The organism is Formosa sp. F44 (assembly GCF_056238645.1).
In genome coordinates this window covers 578974-596050 of record NZ_JBWDLJ010000002.1, presented here as the reverse complement: position 1 = coordinate 596050, position 17077 = coordinate 578974, and the positions used below count along the sequence as shown (strand labels likewise).

The 17077-nt window shown below is 33.9% G+C and carries 31 protein-coding genes; 3 read left to right on the top strand and 28 right to left on the bottom strand.

The window, feature by feature from the left end; genetic code table 11:
* Window positions 1–8 precede the first annotated feature (8 nt).
* The 25 genes from AC0UBM_RS07635 to AC0UBM_RS07515 all read right to left on the bottom strand — a co-directional run bounded on the left by AC0UBM_RS07635 (window position 9) and on the right by AC0UBM_RS07515 (window position 7044).
* Window positions 9–2033, bottom strand: a complete 2025-nt coding sequence (locus AC0UBM_RS07635) for a tetratricopeptide repeat-containing sensor histidine kinase (protein ID WP_475688216.1) — start codon at window positions 2031–2033, stop codon at window positions 9–11.
* Window positions 2034–2123: 90 nt separating this feature from the next.
* Window positions 2124–2279, bottom strand: a complete 156-nt coding sequence (locus AC0UBM_RS07630) for a hypothetical protein (RefSeq protein WP_414036428.1) — start codon at window positions 2277–2279, stop codon at window positions 2124–2126.
* A 19-nt stretch (window positions 2280–2298) separates the two neighbouring features.
* Window positions 2299–2451 carry a hypothetical protein gene (locus AC0UBM_RS07625; protein ID WP_434037476.1) on the bottom strand — a complete coding sequence of 51 codons (153 nt, stop codon included), beginning with the start codon at window positions 2449–2451 and terminating at the stop codon, window positions 2299–2301.
* A gap of 47 nt (window positions 2452–2498) precedes the next feature.
* Window positions 2499–2651: a hypothetical protein gene (locus AC0UBM_RS07620; protein ID WP_414037621.1), complete on the bottom strand. Its 153-nt coding sequence runs from the start codon at window positions 2649–2651 to the stop codon at window positions 2499–2501.
* Window positions 2652–2698: 47 nt separating this feature from the next.
* Entirely contained in the window at window positions 2699–2851 is a 153-nt protein-coding gene (locus AC0UBM_RS07615) for a hypothetical protein (RefSeq protein WP_414036430.1), read from the bottom strand.
* Between the two features lie 45 nt (window positions 2852–2896).
* Window positions 2897–3064, bottom strand: coding sequence for a hypothetical protein (locus AC0UBM_RS07610; RefSeq protein WP_475688213.1), 168 nt, complete (start codon window positions 3062–3064; stop codon window positions 2897–2899).
* A gap of 46 nt (window positions 3065–3110) precedes the next feature.
* Window positions 3111–3278, bottom strand: a complete 168-nt coding sequence (locus AC0UBM_RS07605) for a hypothetical protein (RefSeq protein ID WP_414037631.1) — start codon at window positions 3276–3278, stop codon at window positions 3111–3113.
* A 49-nt stretch (window positions 3279–3327) separates the two neighbouring features.
* Window positions 3328–3480, bottom strand: coding sequence for a hypothetical protein (locus tag AC0UBM_RS07600; protein WP_475688215.1), 153 nt, complete (start codon window positions 3478–3480; stop codon window positions 3328–3330).
* Between the two features lie 47 nt (window positions 3481–3527).
* Window positions 3528–3695, bottom strand: a complete 168-nt coding sequence (locus tag AC0UBM_RS07595) for a hypothetical protein (RefSeq protein ID WP_414037631.1) — start codon at window positions 3693–3695, stop codon at window positions 3528–3530.
* Window positions 3696–3744: 49 nt separating this feature from the next.
* On the bottom strand, window positions 3745–3897 hold the full coding sequence (locus tag AC0UBM_RS07590) for a hypothetical protein (protein WP_475688215.1): 153 nt from the start codon (window positions 3895–3897) through the stop codon (window positions 3745–3747).
* 48 nt (window positions 3898–3945) lie between these two features.
* Complete coding sequence (locus AC0UBM_RS07585) at window positions 3946–4113, bottom strand: hypothetical protein (protein WP_475688214.1); 168 nt, start codon at window positions 4111–4113, stop codon at window positions 3946–3948.
* A 45-nt stretch (window positions 4114–4158) separates the two neighbouring features.
* The gene (locus AC0UBM_RS07580; protein WP_475688213.1) at window positions 4159–4326 is read right to left on the bottom strand and encodes a hypothetical protein; all 168 of its coding nucleotides are present in this window, start codon (window positions 4324–4326) and stop codon (window positions 4159–4161) included.
* 47 nt (window positions 4327–4373) lie between these two features.
* Window positions 4374–4541 carry a hypothetical protein gene (locus AC0UBM_RS07575; protein WP_475688212.1) on the bottom strand — a complete coding sequence of 56 codons (168 nt, stop codon included), beginning with the start codon at window positions 4539–4541 and terminating at the stop codon, window positions 4374–4376.
* A gap of 47 nt (window positions 4542–4588) precedes the next feature.
* Complete coding sequence (locus AC0UBM_RS07570) at window positions 4589–4756, bottom strand: hypothetical protein (protein WP_475688211.1); 168 nt, start codon at window positions 4754–4756, stop codon at window positions 4589–4591.
* A gap of 48 nt (window positions 4757–4804) precedes the next feature.
* Entirely contained in the window at window positions 4805–4957 is a 153-nt protein-coding gene (locus tag AC0UBM_RS07565) for a hypothetical protein (RefSeq protein WP_475688210.1), read from the bottom strand.
* A gap of 47 nt (window positions 4958–5004) precedes the next feature.
* The gene (locus AC0UBM_RS07560; protein WP_475688209.1) at window positions 5005–5157 is read right to left on the bottom strand and encodes a hypothetical protein; all 153 of its coding nucleotides are present in this window, start codon (window positions 5155–5157) and stop codon (window positions 5005–5007) included.
* 45 nt (window positions 5158–5202) lie between these two features.
* Window positions 5203–5355 carry a hypothetical protein gene (locus AC0UBM_RS07555; protein WP_475688208.1) on the bottom strand — a complete coding sequence of 51 codons (153 nt, stop codon included), beginning with the start codon at window positions 5353–5355 and terminating at the stop codon, window positions 5203–5205.
* A 48-nt stretch (window positions 5356–5403) separates the two neighbouring features.
* Complete coding sequence (locus AC0UBM_RS07550; protein ID WP_475688207.1) at window positions 5404–5571, bottom strand: hypothetical protein; 168 nt, start codon at window positions 5569–5571, stop codon at window positions 5404–5406.
* Window positions 5572–5619: 48 nt separating this feature from the next.
* The gene (locus AC0UBM_RS07545) at window positions 5620–5787 is read right to left on the bottom strand and encodes a hypothetical protein (RefSeq protein ID WP_414037631.1); all 168 of its coding nucleotides are present in this window, start codon (window positions 5785–5787) and stop codon (window positions 5620–5622) included.
* A 48-nt stretch (window positions 5788–5835) separates the two neighbouring features.
* A complete protein-coding gene (locus tag AC0UBM_RS07540; protein ID WP_414037617.1) occupies window positions 5836–6003 on the bottom strand; it encodes a hypothetical protein in 168 nt (55 codons plus the stop codon).
* A gap of 47 nt (window positions 6004–6050) precedes the next feature.
* Window positions 6051–6218, bottom strand: coding sequence for a hypothetical protein (locus AC0UBM_RS07535; protein ID WP_414035535.1), 168 nt, complete (start codon window positions 6216–6218; stop codon window positions 6051–6053).
* A 48-nt stretch (window positions 6219–6266) separates the two neighbouring features.
* Complete coding sequence (locus tag AC0UBM_RS07530) at window positions 6267–6434, bottom strand: hypothetical protein (protein ID WP_475688206.1); 168 nt, start codon at window positions 6432–6434, stop codon at window positions 6267–6269.
* A gap of 47 nt (window positions 6435–6481) precedes the next feature.
* Window positions 6482–6643 carry a hypothetical protein gene (locus tag AC0UBM_RS07525; protein WP_475688205.1) on the bottom strand — a complete coding sequence of 54 codons (162 nt, stop codon included), beginning with the start codon at window positions 6641–6643 and terminating at the stop codon, window positions 6482–6484.
* Window positions 6644–6691: 48 nt separating this feature from the next.
* A complete protein-coding gene (locus AC0UBM_RS07520) occupies window positions 6692–6844 on the bottom strand; it encodes a hypothetical protein (protein ID WP_414036430.1) in 153 nt (50 codons plus the stop codon).
* 47 nt (window positions 6845–6891) lie between these two features.
* The gene (locus AC0UBM_RS07515) at window positions 6892–7044 is read right to left on the bottom strand and encodes a hypothetical protein (RefSeq protein WP_475688204.1); all 153 of its coding nucleotides are present in this window, start codon (window positions 7042–7044) and stop codon (window positions 6892–6894) included.
* A gap of 524 nt (window positions 7045–7568) precedes the next feature.
* On the opposite strand from AC0UBM_RS07515, the gene AC0UBM_RS07510 reads away from it, so the two are divergent.
* Both AC0UBM_RS07510 and AC0UBM_RS07505 read left to right on the top strand, forming a co-directional pair.
* Window positions 7569–8606, top strand: coding sequence for a serine hydrolase (locus AC0UBM_RS07510; protein WP_414035539.1), 1038 nt, complete (start codon window positions 7569–7571; stop codon window positions 8604–8606).
* Entirely contained in the window at window positions 8584–11433 is a 2850-nt protein-coding gene (locus AC0UBM_RS07505; RefSeq protein WP_475688203.1) for an NTP/NDP exchange transporter, read from the top strand. The genes AC0UBM_RS07510 and AC0UBM_RS07505 overlap by 23 nt, the downstream gene beginning before the upstream one ends.
* On the opposite strand, the gene AC0UBM_RS07500 is transcribed toward AC0UBM_RS07505, so the two are convergent.
* The gene (locus AC0UBM_RS07500; protein WP_475688202.1) at window positions 11430–12692 is read right to left on the bottom strand and encodes a serine hydrolase; all 1263 of its coding nucleotides are present in this window, start codon (window positions 12690–12692) and stop codon (window positions 11430–11432) included. The genes AC0UBM_RS07505 and AC0UBM_RS07500 overlap by 4 nt on opposite strands.
* 2 nt (window positions 12693–12694) lie before the next feature.
* Window positions 12695–15586, bottom strand: coding sequence for a PEP/pyruvate-binding domain-containing protein (locus tag AC0UBM_RS07495; RefSeq protein ID WP_475688201.1), 2892 nt, complete (start codon window positions 15584–15586; stop codon window positions 12695–12697).
* Between the two features lie 348 nt (window positions 15587–15934).
* On the opposite strand from AC0UBM_RS07495, the gene AC0UBM_RS07490 reads away from it, so the two are divergent.
* A complete protein-coding gene (locus AC0UBM_RS07490) occupies window positions 15935–16549 on the top strand; it encodes a DUF2490 domain-containing protein (protein WP_414035543.1) in 615 nt (204 codons plus the stop codon).
* A 24-nt stretch (window positions 16550–16573) separates the two neighbouring features.
* Here the strand turns inward: AC0UBM_RS07490 and AC0UBM_RS07485 are convergent, their stop codons facing one another.
* Window positions 16574–16912, bottom strand: a complete 339-nt coding sequence (locus AC0UBM_RS07485) for a cupin domain-containing protein (RefSeq protein ID WP_475688200.1) — start codon at window positions 16910–16912, stop codon at window positions 16574–16576.
* Window positions 16913–17077: the final 165 nt, after the last annotated feature.

The window sequence follows — 17077 nt, the reverse complement described above, 5'->3', positions numbered from 1 at the left end:
ATTGTATTTTAATTAAAGATTGGGGTTTTAATTGAAATTTTGGTTCCGCCATTCTTATCCGATTTAAGAACTAAAACGCCATGGATTTCATGCACTCGAGACGACATATTTTTTAAGCCAATGCCTTTTCTGGATTTCGATATATCAAACCCTATTCCGTTATCTGTTATGTCTAAACAAATATCGTTTTCTGTTCTATAAAAATCAATATTCACACGATTTGCTTTAGAATGTTTATAAGAGTTTTGAAGTGCTTCCTGAATAATTCTATAAAAATGAATTTTAATTCTGTTAGAAATATCATCCCAATTAATATTGTCCTCGTACTTCAATGCACATTCTAAATTGTAAGCTAAAGATTGTTTCTCTAGTAAGGCTTTAATAATATCTATATAACCAGAATGAGACACAAAATCCATGTTTAAGTCGTGCGAAACTTTTCTAATCTCTAATTCAATCGTTTTTAATTCTTCTATATAATTACTACGCGTTTCTATAGCCTCGTCTGTCTTGCTAGCATTTAAACTATCTAAACTTAAACGGGTTCCAAAAAGGCGTCCCAAAACACCATCGTGTAACTCTTCCGATATTCTACGTTTTTCTAATGTGCGCGCCTCTTCTATTTTATCTTGTTGAGACAGCATAAGATTATAAATCTCTTCGTTTGCCTTCTGTTGTCTTTGCTTAAATTCTAATGCTTTATTTTTATTGCGCTGAGATACAATGACTATAATTAAAAATGAAGTGATTAATAAAACCACAGAGATTAACATAAATAGCAACCGCTCTTTAGTTATTTTTTCGTTTTTAAGCTCTATTTCTTTTGTTTCGTATCTTATTCTAGCAAATTTATTACGAACAGAACGTTCGCTTTTATGAAGACTATCGCTTAATCGAATATAATCTTTGTAGTAGTTTACAGCCACACTATCCACCTCTATTTCCGATAAAAGCAATAAGGATTTTAAAAGGTCGTCGTTGTGATATTGCTCCGATATGTCCTTCGCCTTGTAGGCATAATATTTCGCTGAATCTTTCTGATCTCTACCATTGTAAAATTCGGCAAGATGCTGATTTATAATAATAGAATTATACGTCGCTCCAATACTATCGCAAATCTTTAGTGCTTCTAAATAGAGTTGAGGGAGCTGTTCTTCCTCTTCATTTAAGTATAGTGTATGCGCATAATTATCTAGAACAAGTGCATAAATTTGGGGACGTTGCGATTTTAAAGTGGTATCACTTAAAATATCTTCGTAATACTCTAAAGCAATATTATAAGCACCTGAATTTTTATAAGTTAACGCTAAATTATTAAGAGAATTACTAATGGTATGACTGTTATCTCCATTTAGACGGCGTTTTAATTGTAAGGATTTATTATGATAATCTATGGCATCATCGTACTGCTGGAGCTCGTCAAATACAATTCCCAGATTATTAAACAAAAAGGCTTTTTTACGGATAATATTCTGAGTATCGGGTAAAGAATCTAAAAGCGTTATGCCTTCTACCGAAGTAACTTCACTCCCAATAAAGTCCTTTTCATTTTTTTGAATAATCGCGATTCCTAATAAGGTAGATGCCGTATTATAATTATCCTTTAATGCCCTATAAATTTTTTCTGCCTTATAAAAATAGTTATAGGCACTGTCTGAGGACCGTCTAAAATAATAATTAGCAGTATCGTGATACAGCAACGCCATGGATACAGAATCTCCTGCACGCTCGGCTTGTTTTATATTATCGTTGTTCGCATTTAAAAATAACTGAAAAGCACCTTTTTCTTTGTACAAGTTCGCTATTTCAATATTGCTCTTTAGTTTTAAAGAGTCTATGTTTAGTTTATTAGAGAGTTGTTCTGCCTGTTTTGCAAACAAAAACCGGCTATTATAATCGTAATCTTTAGAATTAGACGATTTCTGAAGTAGACGCTCTATACTATCAACATCTTTAGTTTGTGCGAAAGTCTTAACATTGAAAAGGCTAAAACATATCGCAAGACACATTAAAATTTTATAATAGGTAGTCAAGATTTAGGATATCATTTCACCAAATATATTTATATTTTTTGAATATAACATGGAATTAAAACGTTCAATATCGTAACTCTTTGAGGTCTATTATAATTCATCGATGGCACCGCCGATTAAGATTGGTGCGTCTACTTCTACCCGATCTAAGGCCACTAGCATGTCGTCGTCTATCTGTTCATTGACGCAAGCAGTTAAAGATCCGAATAAGAGAAGAGCGATTACAGTATATTTTGGAGTATTCATAAGATTATAGTTTAATCTATTATAGTTCGTCGATGGCACCTCCGGTGTCAGATGTACTTGCTTCGATAGTGTCTGGGGCAACTAGCATGTCGTCGTCCATTTCTTCATTAACACATGCGGTTAGGGATCCGAATAATAAAAGAGCTAATACTGTAAATTTTAAAGTTTTCATAAGGTGATGTTTTTAGGGTTGTTATTATTTTAATTCTGTTTAATCTATTATAATTCGTCAATCGCGCCTCCGGTATCAGATGTACTTGCTTCGATAGTATCTGGGGCAACTAGCATGTCGTCGTCCATTTCTTCATTAACACAAGCGGTTAGGGATCCGAATAATAAAAGAGCAATGGCTGTATATTTTAAAGTTTTCATAAGGTGATGTTTTTAGGGTTGTTATTATTTTAATTCTGTTTAATCTATTATAATTCGTCGATCGCGCCTCCGGTATCAGATGTACTTGCTTCGATAGTATCTGGGGCAACTAGCATGTCGTCGTCCATTTCTTCATTAACACAAGCGGTTAGTGATCCGAATAATAAAAGAGCAATGACTGTAAATTTTAGAGTTTTCATAAGGTGATATTTTTAGGGTTGTTATTATTTAAATACTTTAATCTATTATAATTCGTCGATTGCGCCTCCGGTTGGTGCTGGTGCTGATTCTTTTATTCTTGCTTCTACGTTATCTGGTGAAAGTAACATGTCGTCATCCATTTCTTCATTAACACAAGCGGTTAGTGATCCGAATAATAAAAGAGTTAATACTGTAAATTTTAAAGTTTTCATAAGTAAATGTTTTGGGGTTGCTATTATTTTAATTCTGTTTAATCTATTATAATTCGTCGATGGCGCCTCCGGTTGGTACTGGTGCTGGAGCTTTTGTTCTTGCTTCTACGTTATCTGGTGAAAGTAACATGTCGTCATCCATTTCTTCATTAACACAAGCGGTTAGTGATCCGAATAATAAAAGGGCAATAGCTGTATATTTTAGAGTTTTCATAAGTAAATGTTTTTAGGGTTTGTTATTATTTTAAATTTATTCTAGGTGATTATAGTTCGTCGATTGCGCCTCCGGTTTCAGATGTACTTGCTTCGATAGTGTCTGGAGCAACTAGCATATCGTCATCCATTTCTTCATTAACGCAAGCAGTTAAGGATCCGAATAATAAAAGGGCAATGGCTGTATATTTTAAAGTTTTCATAAGTAAATGTTTTTGGGGTTGCTATTATTTTAATTCTGTTTAATCTATTATAATTCGTCGATGGCGCCTCCGGTTGGTACTGGTGCTGGAGCTTTTGTTCTTGCTTCTACGTTATCTGGTGAAAGTAACATGTCGTCATCCATTTCTTCATTAACACAAGCGGTTAGTGATCCGAATAATAAAAGGGCAATAGCTGTATATTTTAGAGTTTTCATAAGTAAATGTTTTTAGGGTTTGTTATTATTTTAAATTTATTCTAGGTGATTATAGTTCGTCGATTGCGCCTCCGGTTTCAGATGTACTTGCTTCGATAGTGTCTGGAGCAACTAGCATATCGTCATCCATTTCTTCATTAACGCAAGCAGTTAAGGATCCGAATAATAAAAGGGCAATGGCTGTATATTTTAAAGTTTTCATAAGTAAATGTTTTTAGGGTTGTTATTATTTTAAATTTATTCTAGGTGATTATAGTTCGTCGATTGCGCCTCCGGTTGGTACTGGTGCTGGAGCTTTTGTTCTTGATTCTACGTTATCTGGTGAAAGTAACATGTCGTCGTCCATTTCTTCATTAACACAAGCGGTTAGTGATCCGAATAATAAAAGAGCAATGACTGTAAATTTTAGAGTTTTCATAAGGTGATATTTTTAGGGTTGTTATTATTTAAATACTTTAATCTATTATAATTCGTCGATTGCGCCTCCGGTTGGTGCTGGTGCTGATTCTTTTATTCTTGCTTCTACGTTATCTGGTGAAAGTAACATGTCGTCATCCATTTCTTCATTAACACAAGCGGTTAGTGATCCGAATAATAAAAGAGTTAATACTGTAAATTTTAAAGTTTTCATAAGTAAATGTTTTTGGGGTTGCTATTATTTTAATTCTGTTTAATCTATTATAATTCGTCGATGGCGCCTCCGGTTGGTGCTGGTGCTGATTCTTTTGTTCTTGCTTCTACGTTATCTGGTGAAAGTAACATATCGTCGTCCATGTCTTCATTAACGCAAGCAGTTAAGGATCCGAATAATAAAAGGGCAATGGCTGTATATTTTAAAGTTTTCATAAGTAAATGTATTTGGGGTTGCTATTATTTTAATTCTGTTTAATCTATTATAATTCGTCGATCGCGCCTCCGGTTGGTACTGGTGCTGGAGCTTTTGTTCTTGCTTGTACGTTATCTGGTGAAAGTAGCATATCGTCATCCATTTCTTCATTAACACAAGCAGTTAGGGATCCGAATAATAAAAGGGCTAATACTGTAATTTTTAAGGTTTTCATAAGTAAATATTTTTGGGGTTGTTATTATTTTAAATTTATTTTAGGGGATTATAGTTCGTCGATTGCACCTCCAGTGTCAGATGTACTTGCTTCGATAGTGTTTGGGGCAACTAGCATGTCGTCGTCTAGTTCTTCATTAACACAAGCGGTTAGGGATCCGAATAATAAAAGAGCAATGACTGTATATTTTAGAGTTTTCATAAGGTGATGTTTTTAGGGTTGTTATTATTTTAATTCTGTTTAATCTATTATAGTTCGTCGATTGCGCCTCCGGTATCAGATGTGCTTGCTTCGATAGTGTCTGGAGCAACTAGCATGTCGTCGTCCATTTCTTCATTAACACAGGCAGTTAACGATCCGAATAATAAAAGAGCTAATACTGTAATTTTTAAGGTTTTCATAAGTAAATGTTTTTGGGGTTGTTATTATTTTAATTCTTTAATCTATTATAATTCGTCGATGGCGCCTCCAGTTTCAGATGTACTTGCTTCGATAGTATCTGGGGCAATTAGCATATCGTCGTCCATTTCTTCATTAACGCAAGCAGTTAGTGATCCGAATAATAAAAGGGCAATGGCTGTAAATTTTAAAGTTTTCATAAGTGAATGTTTTTAGGGTTGTTATTATTTTAAATTTATTCTAGGTGATTATAGTTCGTCTATTGCGCCTCCGGTTGGTACTGGTGCTGGAGCTTTTGTTCTCGCTTCTACGTTATCTGGTGAAAGTAACATGTCGTCGTCCATTTCTTCATTAACACAAGCGGTTAGGGATCCGAATAATAAAAGGGCTAATACTGTAATTTTTAAGGTTTTCATAAGTAAATGTTTTTGGGGTTGTTATTATTTTAAATTTATTCTAGGTGATTATAGTTCGTCGATTGCGCCTCCGGTTGGTACTGGTGCTGGAGCTTTTGTTCTCGCTTCTACGTTATCTGGTGAAAGTAACATGTCGTCGTCCATTTCTTCATTAACACAAGCGGTTAGTGATCCGAATAATAAAAGGGCAATGGCTGTATATTTTAGAGTTTTCATAAGATGTTGTTTTTAGGGTTGTTATTATTTTAAATTTATTCTAGGTGATTATAGTTCGTCTATTGCGCCTCCTGTTGGTACTGGTGCTGGAGCTTTTGTTCTCGCTTCTACGTTATCTGGTGAAAGTAACATGTCGTCGTCCATTTCTTCATTAACACAAGCGGTTAGTGATCCGAATAATAAAAGAGCAATGACTGTATATTTTAGAGTTTTCATAAGGTGATGTTTTTAGGGTTGTTATTATTTTAATTATGTTTAATCTATTATAATTCGTCGATGGCGCCTCCTGTTGGTACTGGAGCTGGAGCTTTTGTTCTCGCTTCTACGTTATCAGGTGAAAGTAACATATCGTCGTCCATTTCTTCATTAACACAAGCAGTTAGGGATCCGAATAATAAAAGAGCTAATACTGTAAATTTTAGAGTTTTCATAAGGTGATGTTTTTGGGGTTGTTATTATTTTAAATTTATTTAAGGTGATTATAATTCGTCGATCGCGCCTCCGGTTGGTGCTGGTGCTGATTCTTTTGTTCTTGCTTCTACGTTATCTGGTGAAAGTAACATGTCGTCATCCATTTCTTCATTAACACAAGCGGTTAGGGATCCAAATAAAAAAAGAGCTAATACTGTAAATTTTAAAGTTTTCATAAGGTGATGTTTTTAGGGTTGTTATTATTTTAATTCTGTTTAATCTATTATAATTCGTCGATGGCGCCTCCGGTTGGTACTGGTGCTTTTGTTCTCGCTTCTACGTTATCTGGTGAAAGTAACATGTCGTCATCCATTTCTTCATTAACACAAGCAGTCAGGGATCCGAATAATAAAAGAGCTAATACTGTAATTTTTAAGGTTTTCATAAGTAAATATTTTTGGGGTTGTTATTATTTTAAATTTATTTAAGGTGATTATAATTCGTCGATCGCGCCTCCAGTGTCAGATGTACTTGCTTCGATAGTATCTGGAGCAACTAGCATATCGTCGTCCATTTCTTCATTAACACAGGCAGTTAACGATCCGAATAATAAAAGAGCAATGACTGTAAATTTTAAAGTTTTCATAAGGTGATGTTTTTAGTGTTGTTATTATTTTAATTCTGTTTAATCTATTATAATTCGTCGATTGCGCCTCCGGTATCAGATGTACTTGCTTCGATAGTATCTGGGGCAACTAGCATATCGTCGTCTAGTTCTTCATTAACGCAAGCGGTTAGGGATCCGAATAATAAAAGAGCTAATACTGTAAATTTTAAAGTTTTCATAAGTAAATGTTTTAAGGGTTATTATTTAGGTTATATAAAGGCATAATTATTAGATGTAACCTATTTTAAAGAGAAGGAGGAGAACATGTTTATCATATATACAATAAAAAATCACAACTAATCACAAGGTTATGAATCAGTTACACAATTATTTTTTTTCTCAAATTTAACACAAAACGCAAGCATATAGACACCTTAAAGTAACCTATTCGATGAACCGTCAAAATTTATTATTTTTTTTATGCTTTATAGTGCTCTTAAAATGGCTTTTGTGTCTTTCAATTTTCAATAAAAAACATGTATCAAGTATATATTTTCACCCACTGGAAAATAAATATTGTTAAAATAACAATATGGAATACCAAAAAATACAGATTCACGTTTCATACCTCAACACATTAATACAGTACCTAATTTCGTGAAGCCAACTTCATAAAAATCTAGAAAAACTTTAACTTAATGTTTTTTTTTATTAACTGATTTTAAATTAATATTGCACTCGTGTTTAATGAGTTAGAATATTTATGAAAAAAGAAAACGCAAAACAGTCTCTTCTGAAATACAAATTTATTTTTGCTGGATTAATAATTATTACTTCTTCTATTTTAGGCACGAAAACGTTAGCAAAGTATAAAACAGATCCTAATGCTTTAGCTTCCAAATTAGAATATAACACAAGCATAACCATTAATGCAGATGATAATTATGCACACTTACCATTTACTGCACCCGAAGAAGATTTTAGACCTTTAGATTTATATTCGGACACGGAATTTACTTCGGTATTACAAAAAGAAATTTATAAAAACTCGAGTTGGAAACAACTTATACAAGATAAAAAGATGGCCATTGGGGTTATCGACTTAAGTAATCCAGAATTTCCAAGGTTTGCAAACCTAAATGGAAAGGAGATGATGTATGCCGCAAGTTTACCTAAAATTGCTGTATTACTAGCCGCTGAAGATGCTATTGAACACGGGGAATTAAAAGATACGCCTGAAGTTAAAAGCGATATGCGATTAATGATTAGCAAATCGAACAATCAAGCAACCACAAGAATGATTGATCGTGTCGGGTTTCAAAAAATTGAAGATGTATTAACTTCTGAACAATATCACTTATACGATAAAGATAATGGGGGTGGCTTATGGGTTGGTAAACGTTATGCTGCTTCCGGAGCAACAAACAGAGAGCCCTTAAAAAATTTAAGTCATGCCGCAACGGCCGAACAAGTGTGTCGCTTTTATTACTTAATGCTACACGGCAAACTTGTAAATCAAAAACGTTCTAAGCATATGTTAGATATGATGGAGAACCCTGAATTACATCATAAATTTGTAAATACCTTAGAAAAAATAGCTCCGGATGCAAGATTATTTAGAAAGTCTGGCTCTTGGAAAAATTGGCATGCCGATTCTGTATTAGTTTGGGATGCAGAACGAAAATATATATTAGTAGCTTTGATAGAAAATCCGAATGGAGAGCAAATTATTCGTAATTTGATATCCCCAATTGAAAAAGCTATAAATATAAAGCCTAATGCGGTTATTAAAACGAGTTAAAACCTACCTTCTTAAAGTATTTGACTTAAATGAAGACGAGTTACAGAAAACCTTGCTTCTGCAACTTAATATATTTTTACTAATAACTACACTTTTAGTAGTTAAGCCCACAATTAATTCACTTTTTCTTTCTACACTTACCGCCAATGCATTACCATTAGCTTATATTTTAACAGCTATTTCGGCCGTAATTGGATCTTATTTTTATGATAGATTTCTGGAGCATTTTCCTTTAAACAGAGTTATAGAACTAACTATTTTAGGGTGTTTAGCGTCGCTTATAATCTTCGGTATCACGTTAAATCTAAATGTAGATCTGGGTTATTTATTATACATTCCATATATCTGGGTTGCTATTTACGGACTGTTAACAACCTCTCAGTTCTGGATTTTAGCCAACCTCGTTTATAACATTCGTGAAGCGAAACGCGTATTCGGATTTATTGGAGCAGGCGCTATAGCCGGTGGTATTTTTGGAGGATATTTAACTTCCGTTTTAACCCGATTTATCGATTCTGAAAACCTTTTATTTGTCGCCGCCTTTTTACTATTTTTCTGCTTGCCTATAACGCGATATATCTGGAAAAAGAATGTAAGTAAAACCGAATTTGTTCCTCATAAACAGAAACCCATATACAAAGGCGAATCGCCCTTAAAGCTTATAAGACAATCCAAATTATTAAGCTTTATGGCACTCGTTATGGGTGTAAGTGTTATGGTGGCAAAACTGGTCGATTATCAATATAGCCATTTTGCTTCAGAAATAATTGTTAACCCAGAAGATTTAACCTCTTTCTTCGGGTTCTGGTTTTCTACACTAAGTGTAGTTTCTCTTCTTATCCAATTGTTTTTAACCAAACGAATTGTTGGAACTTTTGGCGTAGGAAAATCTTTGTTATGGCTCCCAACCGGAATCTTATTGGGGTCTATACTTTTATTGTTCGTACCAGAATTAAGTGTTATTGTATTCATAAAAATAATAGACGGCAGTTTAAAGCAATCTGTAAATAAATCGGCTACCGAATTATTATCCATTCCAATTCCTATAGATTTAAAAAAGAAGACCAAAACGTTTATCGATGTTGTAGTAGATAGTATAGCGACAGGATTGGCTGGATTTATTCTTATATTTTTTATAAACGGACTTAACATTCACTCGATCTATGTTAGTATAATCACCATACTGCTTATTATAGTATGGATCTTTTTAATCTTTAAATTACGCGTGTCTTATATTAATGCATTCAAAAATTTATTAGATACTTCTGGCAGTAAAGATGTGGATAAGTCCAAGCCTAAAAAAGCAATACGCCCAGTCACTTCAATTATAAGCAGTATAAAAGATGTGTTTGAAAACGGCTCTAAAAATCAGATTTTACATATGCTACAACGGACTCTGGAGTCGCCTGACGAACGATTATTTTTAGCAACAAAAGCTTTATTACAACACGAATCTGTAAAGGTGAAAGCTTTAGCTATTGAAAATTTATACTATTTAAAAACTGAAGATCTTTCCGACCAAATAGAACCTTTAGTTTACAATCCGGATCAGGAATTAACCACAAATGCCTTTCAATATTTAATTCATAAACGAAAAAAAGACACCTTAAACCTCTTCGAATCTTACCTAAATAGTAAAGACGAATCTATAAAAAATGCAACATTAATCGGCTTGTCTTTAGAATTGAATAATAACCCCATTTTACAAGAGCGCTTCAATTTTAATAGATGGCTACAAATCGCCATAGACGAATGGAGCACCTCAACAGATCCAGCATATAAGGCAGTAAAAATTAAAATTATTTTAGAAGCTATCGGGAATATTCATGCGAAGCCATTTTATTATATAATTGGAAATCAGCTACAAAACACCGATTTAAATATTGTTAATATAGCTCTTAAAAATGCGGGTAAAACTAAGTCCGATATCTTTCTAGATGCCATTGTATCTTGGCTATCTAAAAAAGAAACAAGAACGCAAGCCATTAAAGCACTTCATAATTACGACGAACAAATTATAGACGAATTGATACACAAAACACTGGAAGAGTATTACGATTTAGATGATATGTTTGTAATCCCTGCAGTAATTGAATCTTTTGCATCTCAAAAAGCAATTAATGCCCTACTAAAGTTAATTGACACCACAGAACATGCTGTAACTATAGAGGCTATAGATAGTTTAAAGCGGTTAAAATGGAACTACCCCACTTTAAAGGTTAAGGACGCTTTTATTGTTGATAAAATTTTAGACGAATGCCAGGTTTACCAAACGACATTATCTTCAATTCATTCACAAATCATTATTAATTTTAAAGAGAAAATTAATCACGTAAACACCCAAGATGAGGATGAAGCTAGAAATGGTTTAATGCATATTTTAGAACAGCGGTTAGATCGTCAGTTACGTCGTATTTTTAAATTTTTAGGAATTAAATATCCGCCAAACGAAATCGATCCGATTTTGGATATTATTATTAATGGCGAAGAAGAACAACGTATCAATGCCATAGAGTTTTTAGACAATATTTTGGATTATCATTTAAAACGCGAATTAATTCCTATAGCCGAATCTGCTTTTATTAATAATGAAATCTCTTACGAGATTATTAAAAAACTCAACCTAAAAGTGTATTCGGAAGCCGAATGTTACAAGATTTTACTTCAACGTCACGACATAAAAATTAAACATGCGGTTTTATATTTGATAGAAAAAACAAATAAAAAAACCTTTATTCCGCTGGTTGAAATGGTACTAAACGACACGAGTAAAAGTATTAGAAATCAAGCACAGCAAACATTAGATATTTTAAAAAAACTGCCTTAATCTTGGTCTTCATTTTCTATAATAGCATCTATTTTAGAGGCCAGCATGAGGTGATCGTACGCTGAGTTTTTCTGTAGAACATTACTCATTAAACACACGGCATAACGCTTACCATTTGGTTTTTCGACTATAGCTACAGAATTCATATAGTTATAAACATTACCCATATAATTGCCACATTTGCCTTTGTCTTTATCACATTTATAAAAACTACCAGATTTAAAATAAACTGCAGAGCTATCTAACGATTTGGAGCCCGCATAACGAATTCGTCTATCTGTCATGTACAACAGACGTTTCATCTCTAAACTCGATTTTTCGTCTACCACTTCTCCTTTTTCCAGTGCCATCACAAATTTTATAAGTCCGATTGGCGTCCCAATACTACCACCGCTCCCCGGAATATACTCTCCTGCTCCACTTGTAAAAAACTTACCTAATCGCCATTCGTCTTCGGTAATTCCTAATGTTCTTAATGGCGCATTCACTAAGTCGATTGCCATTTTAGACAATTCGCTTTTTGGTGTGCTTTTAAAATATGCCTCACTTTCTTCAAACGTTAATTCGGGATATTTATCTTGAAATACATGCATTAACACCGCTTCTCTCCAAACCACACTAGCCGCTCCGTTATTACTCACAGAAACCATATGGTCTAACCACTCGTAAAGACTAAATGTATCTGAAGCAACAACTTTACGCTTTACTAACTTCTGAGTTTCTAAATTGTAAAAAGGCACTGTGTGATGATCGTATAATGCCCATTTTCCTGCGGTTATAATTTTATTTTTTAATAACTGCTGACGTTCCTCAAAACTACTGCCAGGAAAAATCTCACATAATTGATTAAAAAAAGCAGCTAAAACAACTAGTTTTCCAACACTTCCAGGCTGATATCCTACAGATTCACGATGTTGAGCATAACGCAAAGGCTCTCCTTTTGTCATCTCTAAAACCGTCATGGAATAATTTTTATCTAAGCCTCTAAATAGTTTTTCTACACGGCCTTGAAGCGCTTTATCTACTTCAGGAAGGTTCTCGACTTCAGACCGTCTATCGACTAAATTTAATTGTATGGAGTTTAGATCTTTAAACGCCCCCGGCGGTATACGATCGCTTTTAATTTCTCCGCGTTTTACACGTTCTAAATAGACCAAACGTTTAATTCCTGTTACGGTATAACCATCGATCGGGTAGAAATGATTGGCTGTAAAACCAAAACATCCTAAAATAACAATAAGTAGAAGTAGTTTTTTCATAATTATAACGGAGAATTAATAGATATTTTTTTGTTTAAGTCCACTTTGGGAGTAATCGATTCTAAATATGTCGAGCTTTTGGCATTTTTGTTTTCAACAAAAGGTCGGACTTGGAACAGCCATAATTTATCATCTTTAAAACCTAGTTCGACATCGTAAGGACCATGGATTCCTTTATTTTCCATTTTCTTAACCAGCTCCTTACTAAAAGCATTTACTGTTTGTATGTTTTTTGAATTTACAATAGGCGTTTCAAAAGTAGTTACATTACGTTTGGTACCTCCTGTACTTGGCAGTGATAAATAAGACGGTTCCCGAGAAGGAGAAATTAAGTGATAATTACCATTTTTTTTAATAGTCCACGTTTCTGCCGCCTGTCCATCTACAGCACCACCAACACCACGACTAAAAGCGACTGTAATTTCGTCGGTTTTTCCAGTAGAAACCCCTTTCGTAATCATTACACCTGAAAAATCGTTATTTACTCCTGGAATAACCACAATAGATGGATATACATTTTCAGGGTTGGTTAAGTATTTCTGACGCCATTTAAAACTACGCTCTGTGTACGGCGAGGCCCAAACGGTTTTAATACCTTCTATAATTTTGTTGCGTTCCAACACATTAAATAAGGTTAAGTTTAAACCTGCTCCGGTAAAACTTTTTAAATCTTCCATATTGGTATCACTTCTTAAAAATACAGATGTTCCTCCCAGCTCTGTTCCCAAAATAGACTCAAAATTGCCTTCTAAATCTGAAATAAAACCATCCAAAAGTGGCATATCTATAATTAATTTTCGCAATTTACTTAACTCGGTTAGCTGAAAACTTTCAATCTCTTTTGCCGATTTTCCATCGTTTTTCATCTGTCTAGCATCATTAAAAATGCTATTTAAATAGTCCCAATAGGTTGTGGTTTCATTTGGGATAGTTTGCTTCATATGATTTAAAAAGATTCCAAACGGAATTACAAACCCTTCAACCACGTGGTCTGGAAAATTTTCTTTTAACTCCCCTAAATTAGCTGCTTTTGGCCCACAATAAATACCTGAAGAATGTGCATTCACTTCTCTTAAGTTTAAAATGGTAGTGCGATCTAATCTAATTTTTTCTACGGGAACAGTAATCATATCATGTCTTTGTTCTGCTTTAGAGAACAGAAGCTGTTCGTCTGCAGTCATGTCACTTTCTTGCTTCATAATCACCGTGCCTTTATTGGATACGGCATAAAATACAACTTGACCAGAATGCTTCTTAAATTCTTGAATATTATCCGATGAAATTGCGGCATTTGGTATCCCTAGATTACGAGCTAATAATTGCACGTGCGATACTAAGTTCCCTTCGGAAACGGTTAAAATTCCTGCAATGGGTTTTAAGTCGGATGGTGGTCTTTCAAAGATGTAAATGTTATTGGGATCCACTTCCATATTTTCGCCAGAACCATCAACAACTATTAACGTTCCTTTTGCAAATCCAGGGTTTAAACCGTGAATATGACTTTGATTCTCTAAACTTAAGACTCGATTATTTAGAGCAGATTCCGAAGAAATAAATGTCCCTAATTTCCCGATACTGTTTCCTAACGGAAGCGCCACAGAACCACGGATTCTGTCGTCTAAAAAACTATGAACTAACGGTTCGAATCCTTCGTAAAGAGTAACAACATCTCCAAAAACAGCACTATTTTTTCCTGTACCCCATTCCAATTGTTTACGGGCAGCTTCCAAAATACCATTTAACGTTTCTAGGGTTAATGTAGACGCGTCCGATACAGATAAAGCGCCTTTAATTTCTTGCCACTCCCAAATTTCGGTATAACCAGAAGCGACAGATGCATAACTTAAATAGCATATTTTACTAATTAAATCTTTTAATGTAGCTTCTGGATATTCATTAATTTGTTTTGTGATTAATAATTCTAATTTTAAAGACAAATCGAATAAAGCCAAACGGCCCGTAGCCGATTTTTCTTCTAAAATATGTTCCCGAATGTACCACATGGTTTCGGCAGAACCTTCAATTTTAGTAGCTGTATTTTCACTTTTATAACCGTCTATAAATCCTTTTAATCGCGATCTTATATCTGCATTAGAAATTCCAGCTAAATACGTCGAGAGACTTTCAATATTTACGGGCTCGAAATAGGTGTTCATGGTATTCACCAATTCTTCTATTTCCTTGTTTAATTGTGGTGTTAATTTACTGGCCTGATCTTTTTTAAACTGCTCGACTTTAGCAATATCTGCACGTTCTGGTTGACCGTGAATTTTAATTCTAAGATTCATGAAAGGCTCGTATGCTTCGGCCAAAACTTTAGATTGGCTACGCATAAGTTGCGCCACATTATCGTCGTCGGAATGCGGGATATCTTTAACGGCCTGACGTATTAAATAAAAATGTTTAGCGATATATTCATCATTTTCTAACAACCAGTTAAAAAAGGCTTTTCCCCATGCTTGCTCGTCTTCAACTTGTATGGCACCACGATAGTATTGAGCACGTCTATTAATCCAACCATTGTCTACAGATTTTAAATATTTTTCAACAATATATTGTTTTAAGCGTGAATGATTATGGGCTTCATCCCAAAAATCATCTTTATTGGTAGATGCTAAAATCTGACCCAAATAAATATGTGCACTTTCCCCTAAAGCAATAACGTCTTCTTTATATCTCGCGTGTTGCACACCACCATCCTCACAAGGTTCTTTTGGCATATTTAAAGTGCCATCGTCACAAAACCAACGAATGTCTCGATAAGGTCCTCTTACATCATTTTTATAATTAGAAATAGAGGCTTTAATTTTAGTATAATCTATAGCTGAATGCTCTTGCGCAAAAACAACACAAGTGATTAAAAAACAAATAAATGAGACAAATGATTTAATCATAATACATGGAAATGGTTTATAACGAAAATATATAAATCTACTATAATAAGTTCAGAAAAGGGTTAAAAACTTTAGACTACAAAAACCAACTTATTTTTTAACATGACGCGCTTTAATGCATTAAAAATTAGCACAATTAAGTATAGAGGATATTGTATTATTTGAACAAGACCAGCTAAAGTTTATTAGCCGATAATAGTCCGGATTCTACGTTTTCTATCTTTTTTTTATATTTTTGAAAACGACTCTTAAAGACATTCTAAAATGCCTAGTATTTCTAAACTTTACCTAATTGCTTTTCTCCTATTTTTTTCGAATAACATTTACTCTCAATTTAACGATAAAAAAATGGGGAGTTGGTTTATGTATGCCTTTAATACAGAATTAAACGATAGCCAATGGGGTTTTCAAGGGGATATACAACATAGAAATTGGAATGTTTCTGGCGACTTAGAGCAATTGCTTTTAAGAGGAGGTGTGCATTATACACCAAAAAACAGCAGACTTAAACTTACGGCCGGATATGCCTATATTCAATCTAGCTATTACGATTCTAGCGCTATTCAGAACCATGAGAATAGAATTTACCAAGAAGCCAGAATCCCACAAAAAATCGGCAGCCGTTTTTACTTAGCCCATCGTTTTAGATTTGAGCAACGCATTGTTCAAAATCAAGATTTTAGAACCCGATTCAGATATGCTTTAAGTATAGATGTACCACTAAATAACAGGCTATTAATTCCTAAAACTTGGTATGTTTCTGTATACGACGAAATCTTTATTAACGGACAAAAAGATATTGGTAATAATATACAAGTAGATATTTTTGATAGAAATCGTGCGTACTTTGGAGTGGGTTATATTATATCACCTCATTTAAAAAGCACCCTTGGATTTCTTAGACAAAGCACTTCTAACTGGAGTAAAAACCAATTTGTGCTCAGTCTATTTCACAATATTTAATGGTGTAAATTATAAATCAGGAAGCTATTCAACTACCTGTTCTACACGATCTACAGTATCCTGAATAGACAATGTTAATCGCACAATGCTGTCTGCTTTAGCTAATAAATCGTGAGGCACATTAGAATCTAGTGATAATATATCTCCTTTTTTTAAGGCATGCGTTTGGCCTTCTACTCCAAAATCAATTTCACCTTCAAAGACCTCAACAACTATAGGCTTTGGTGCTTTGTGCTCCTTCATTAACTGTCCTTTCTTTAATAAGATACGAATCTCTTTACTAAATGCTGTTTGCAGAAGTACACTAATTGCGGGCTTATCGTCGTTATATTCTAAATTATCGTATAAATTATTTGTAGTCATAATTAATCTATTAAAAAGGTTTGTTTGTAGAATGTTCCATTTTACCGAAGATATCAAAATTTAGCAAGAAACTTATTATCTTAAATCTTTAATAACTAATCAAATTAGCTTTTCAGAATGATTACATTTGATTCAATTTTGGTTCAATATTGATTGAGATTGAGT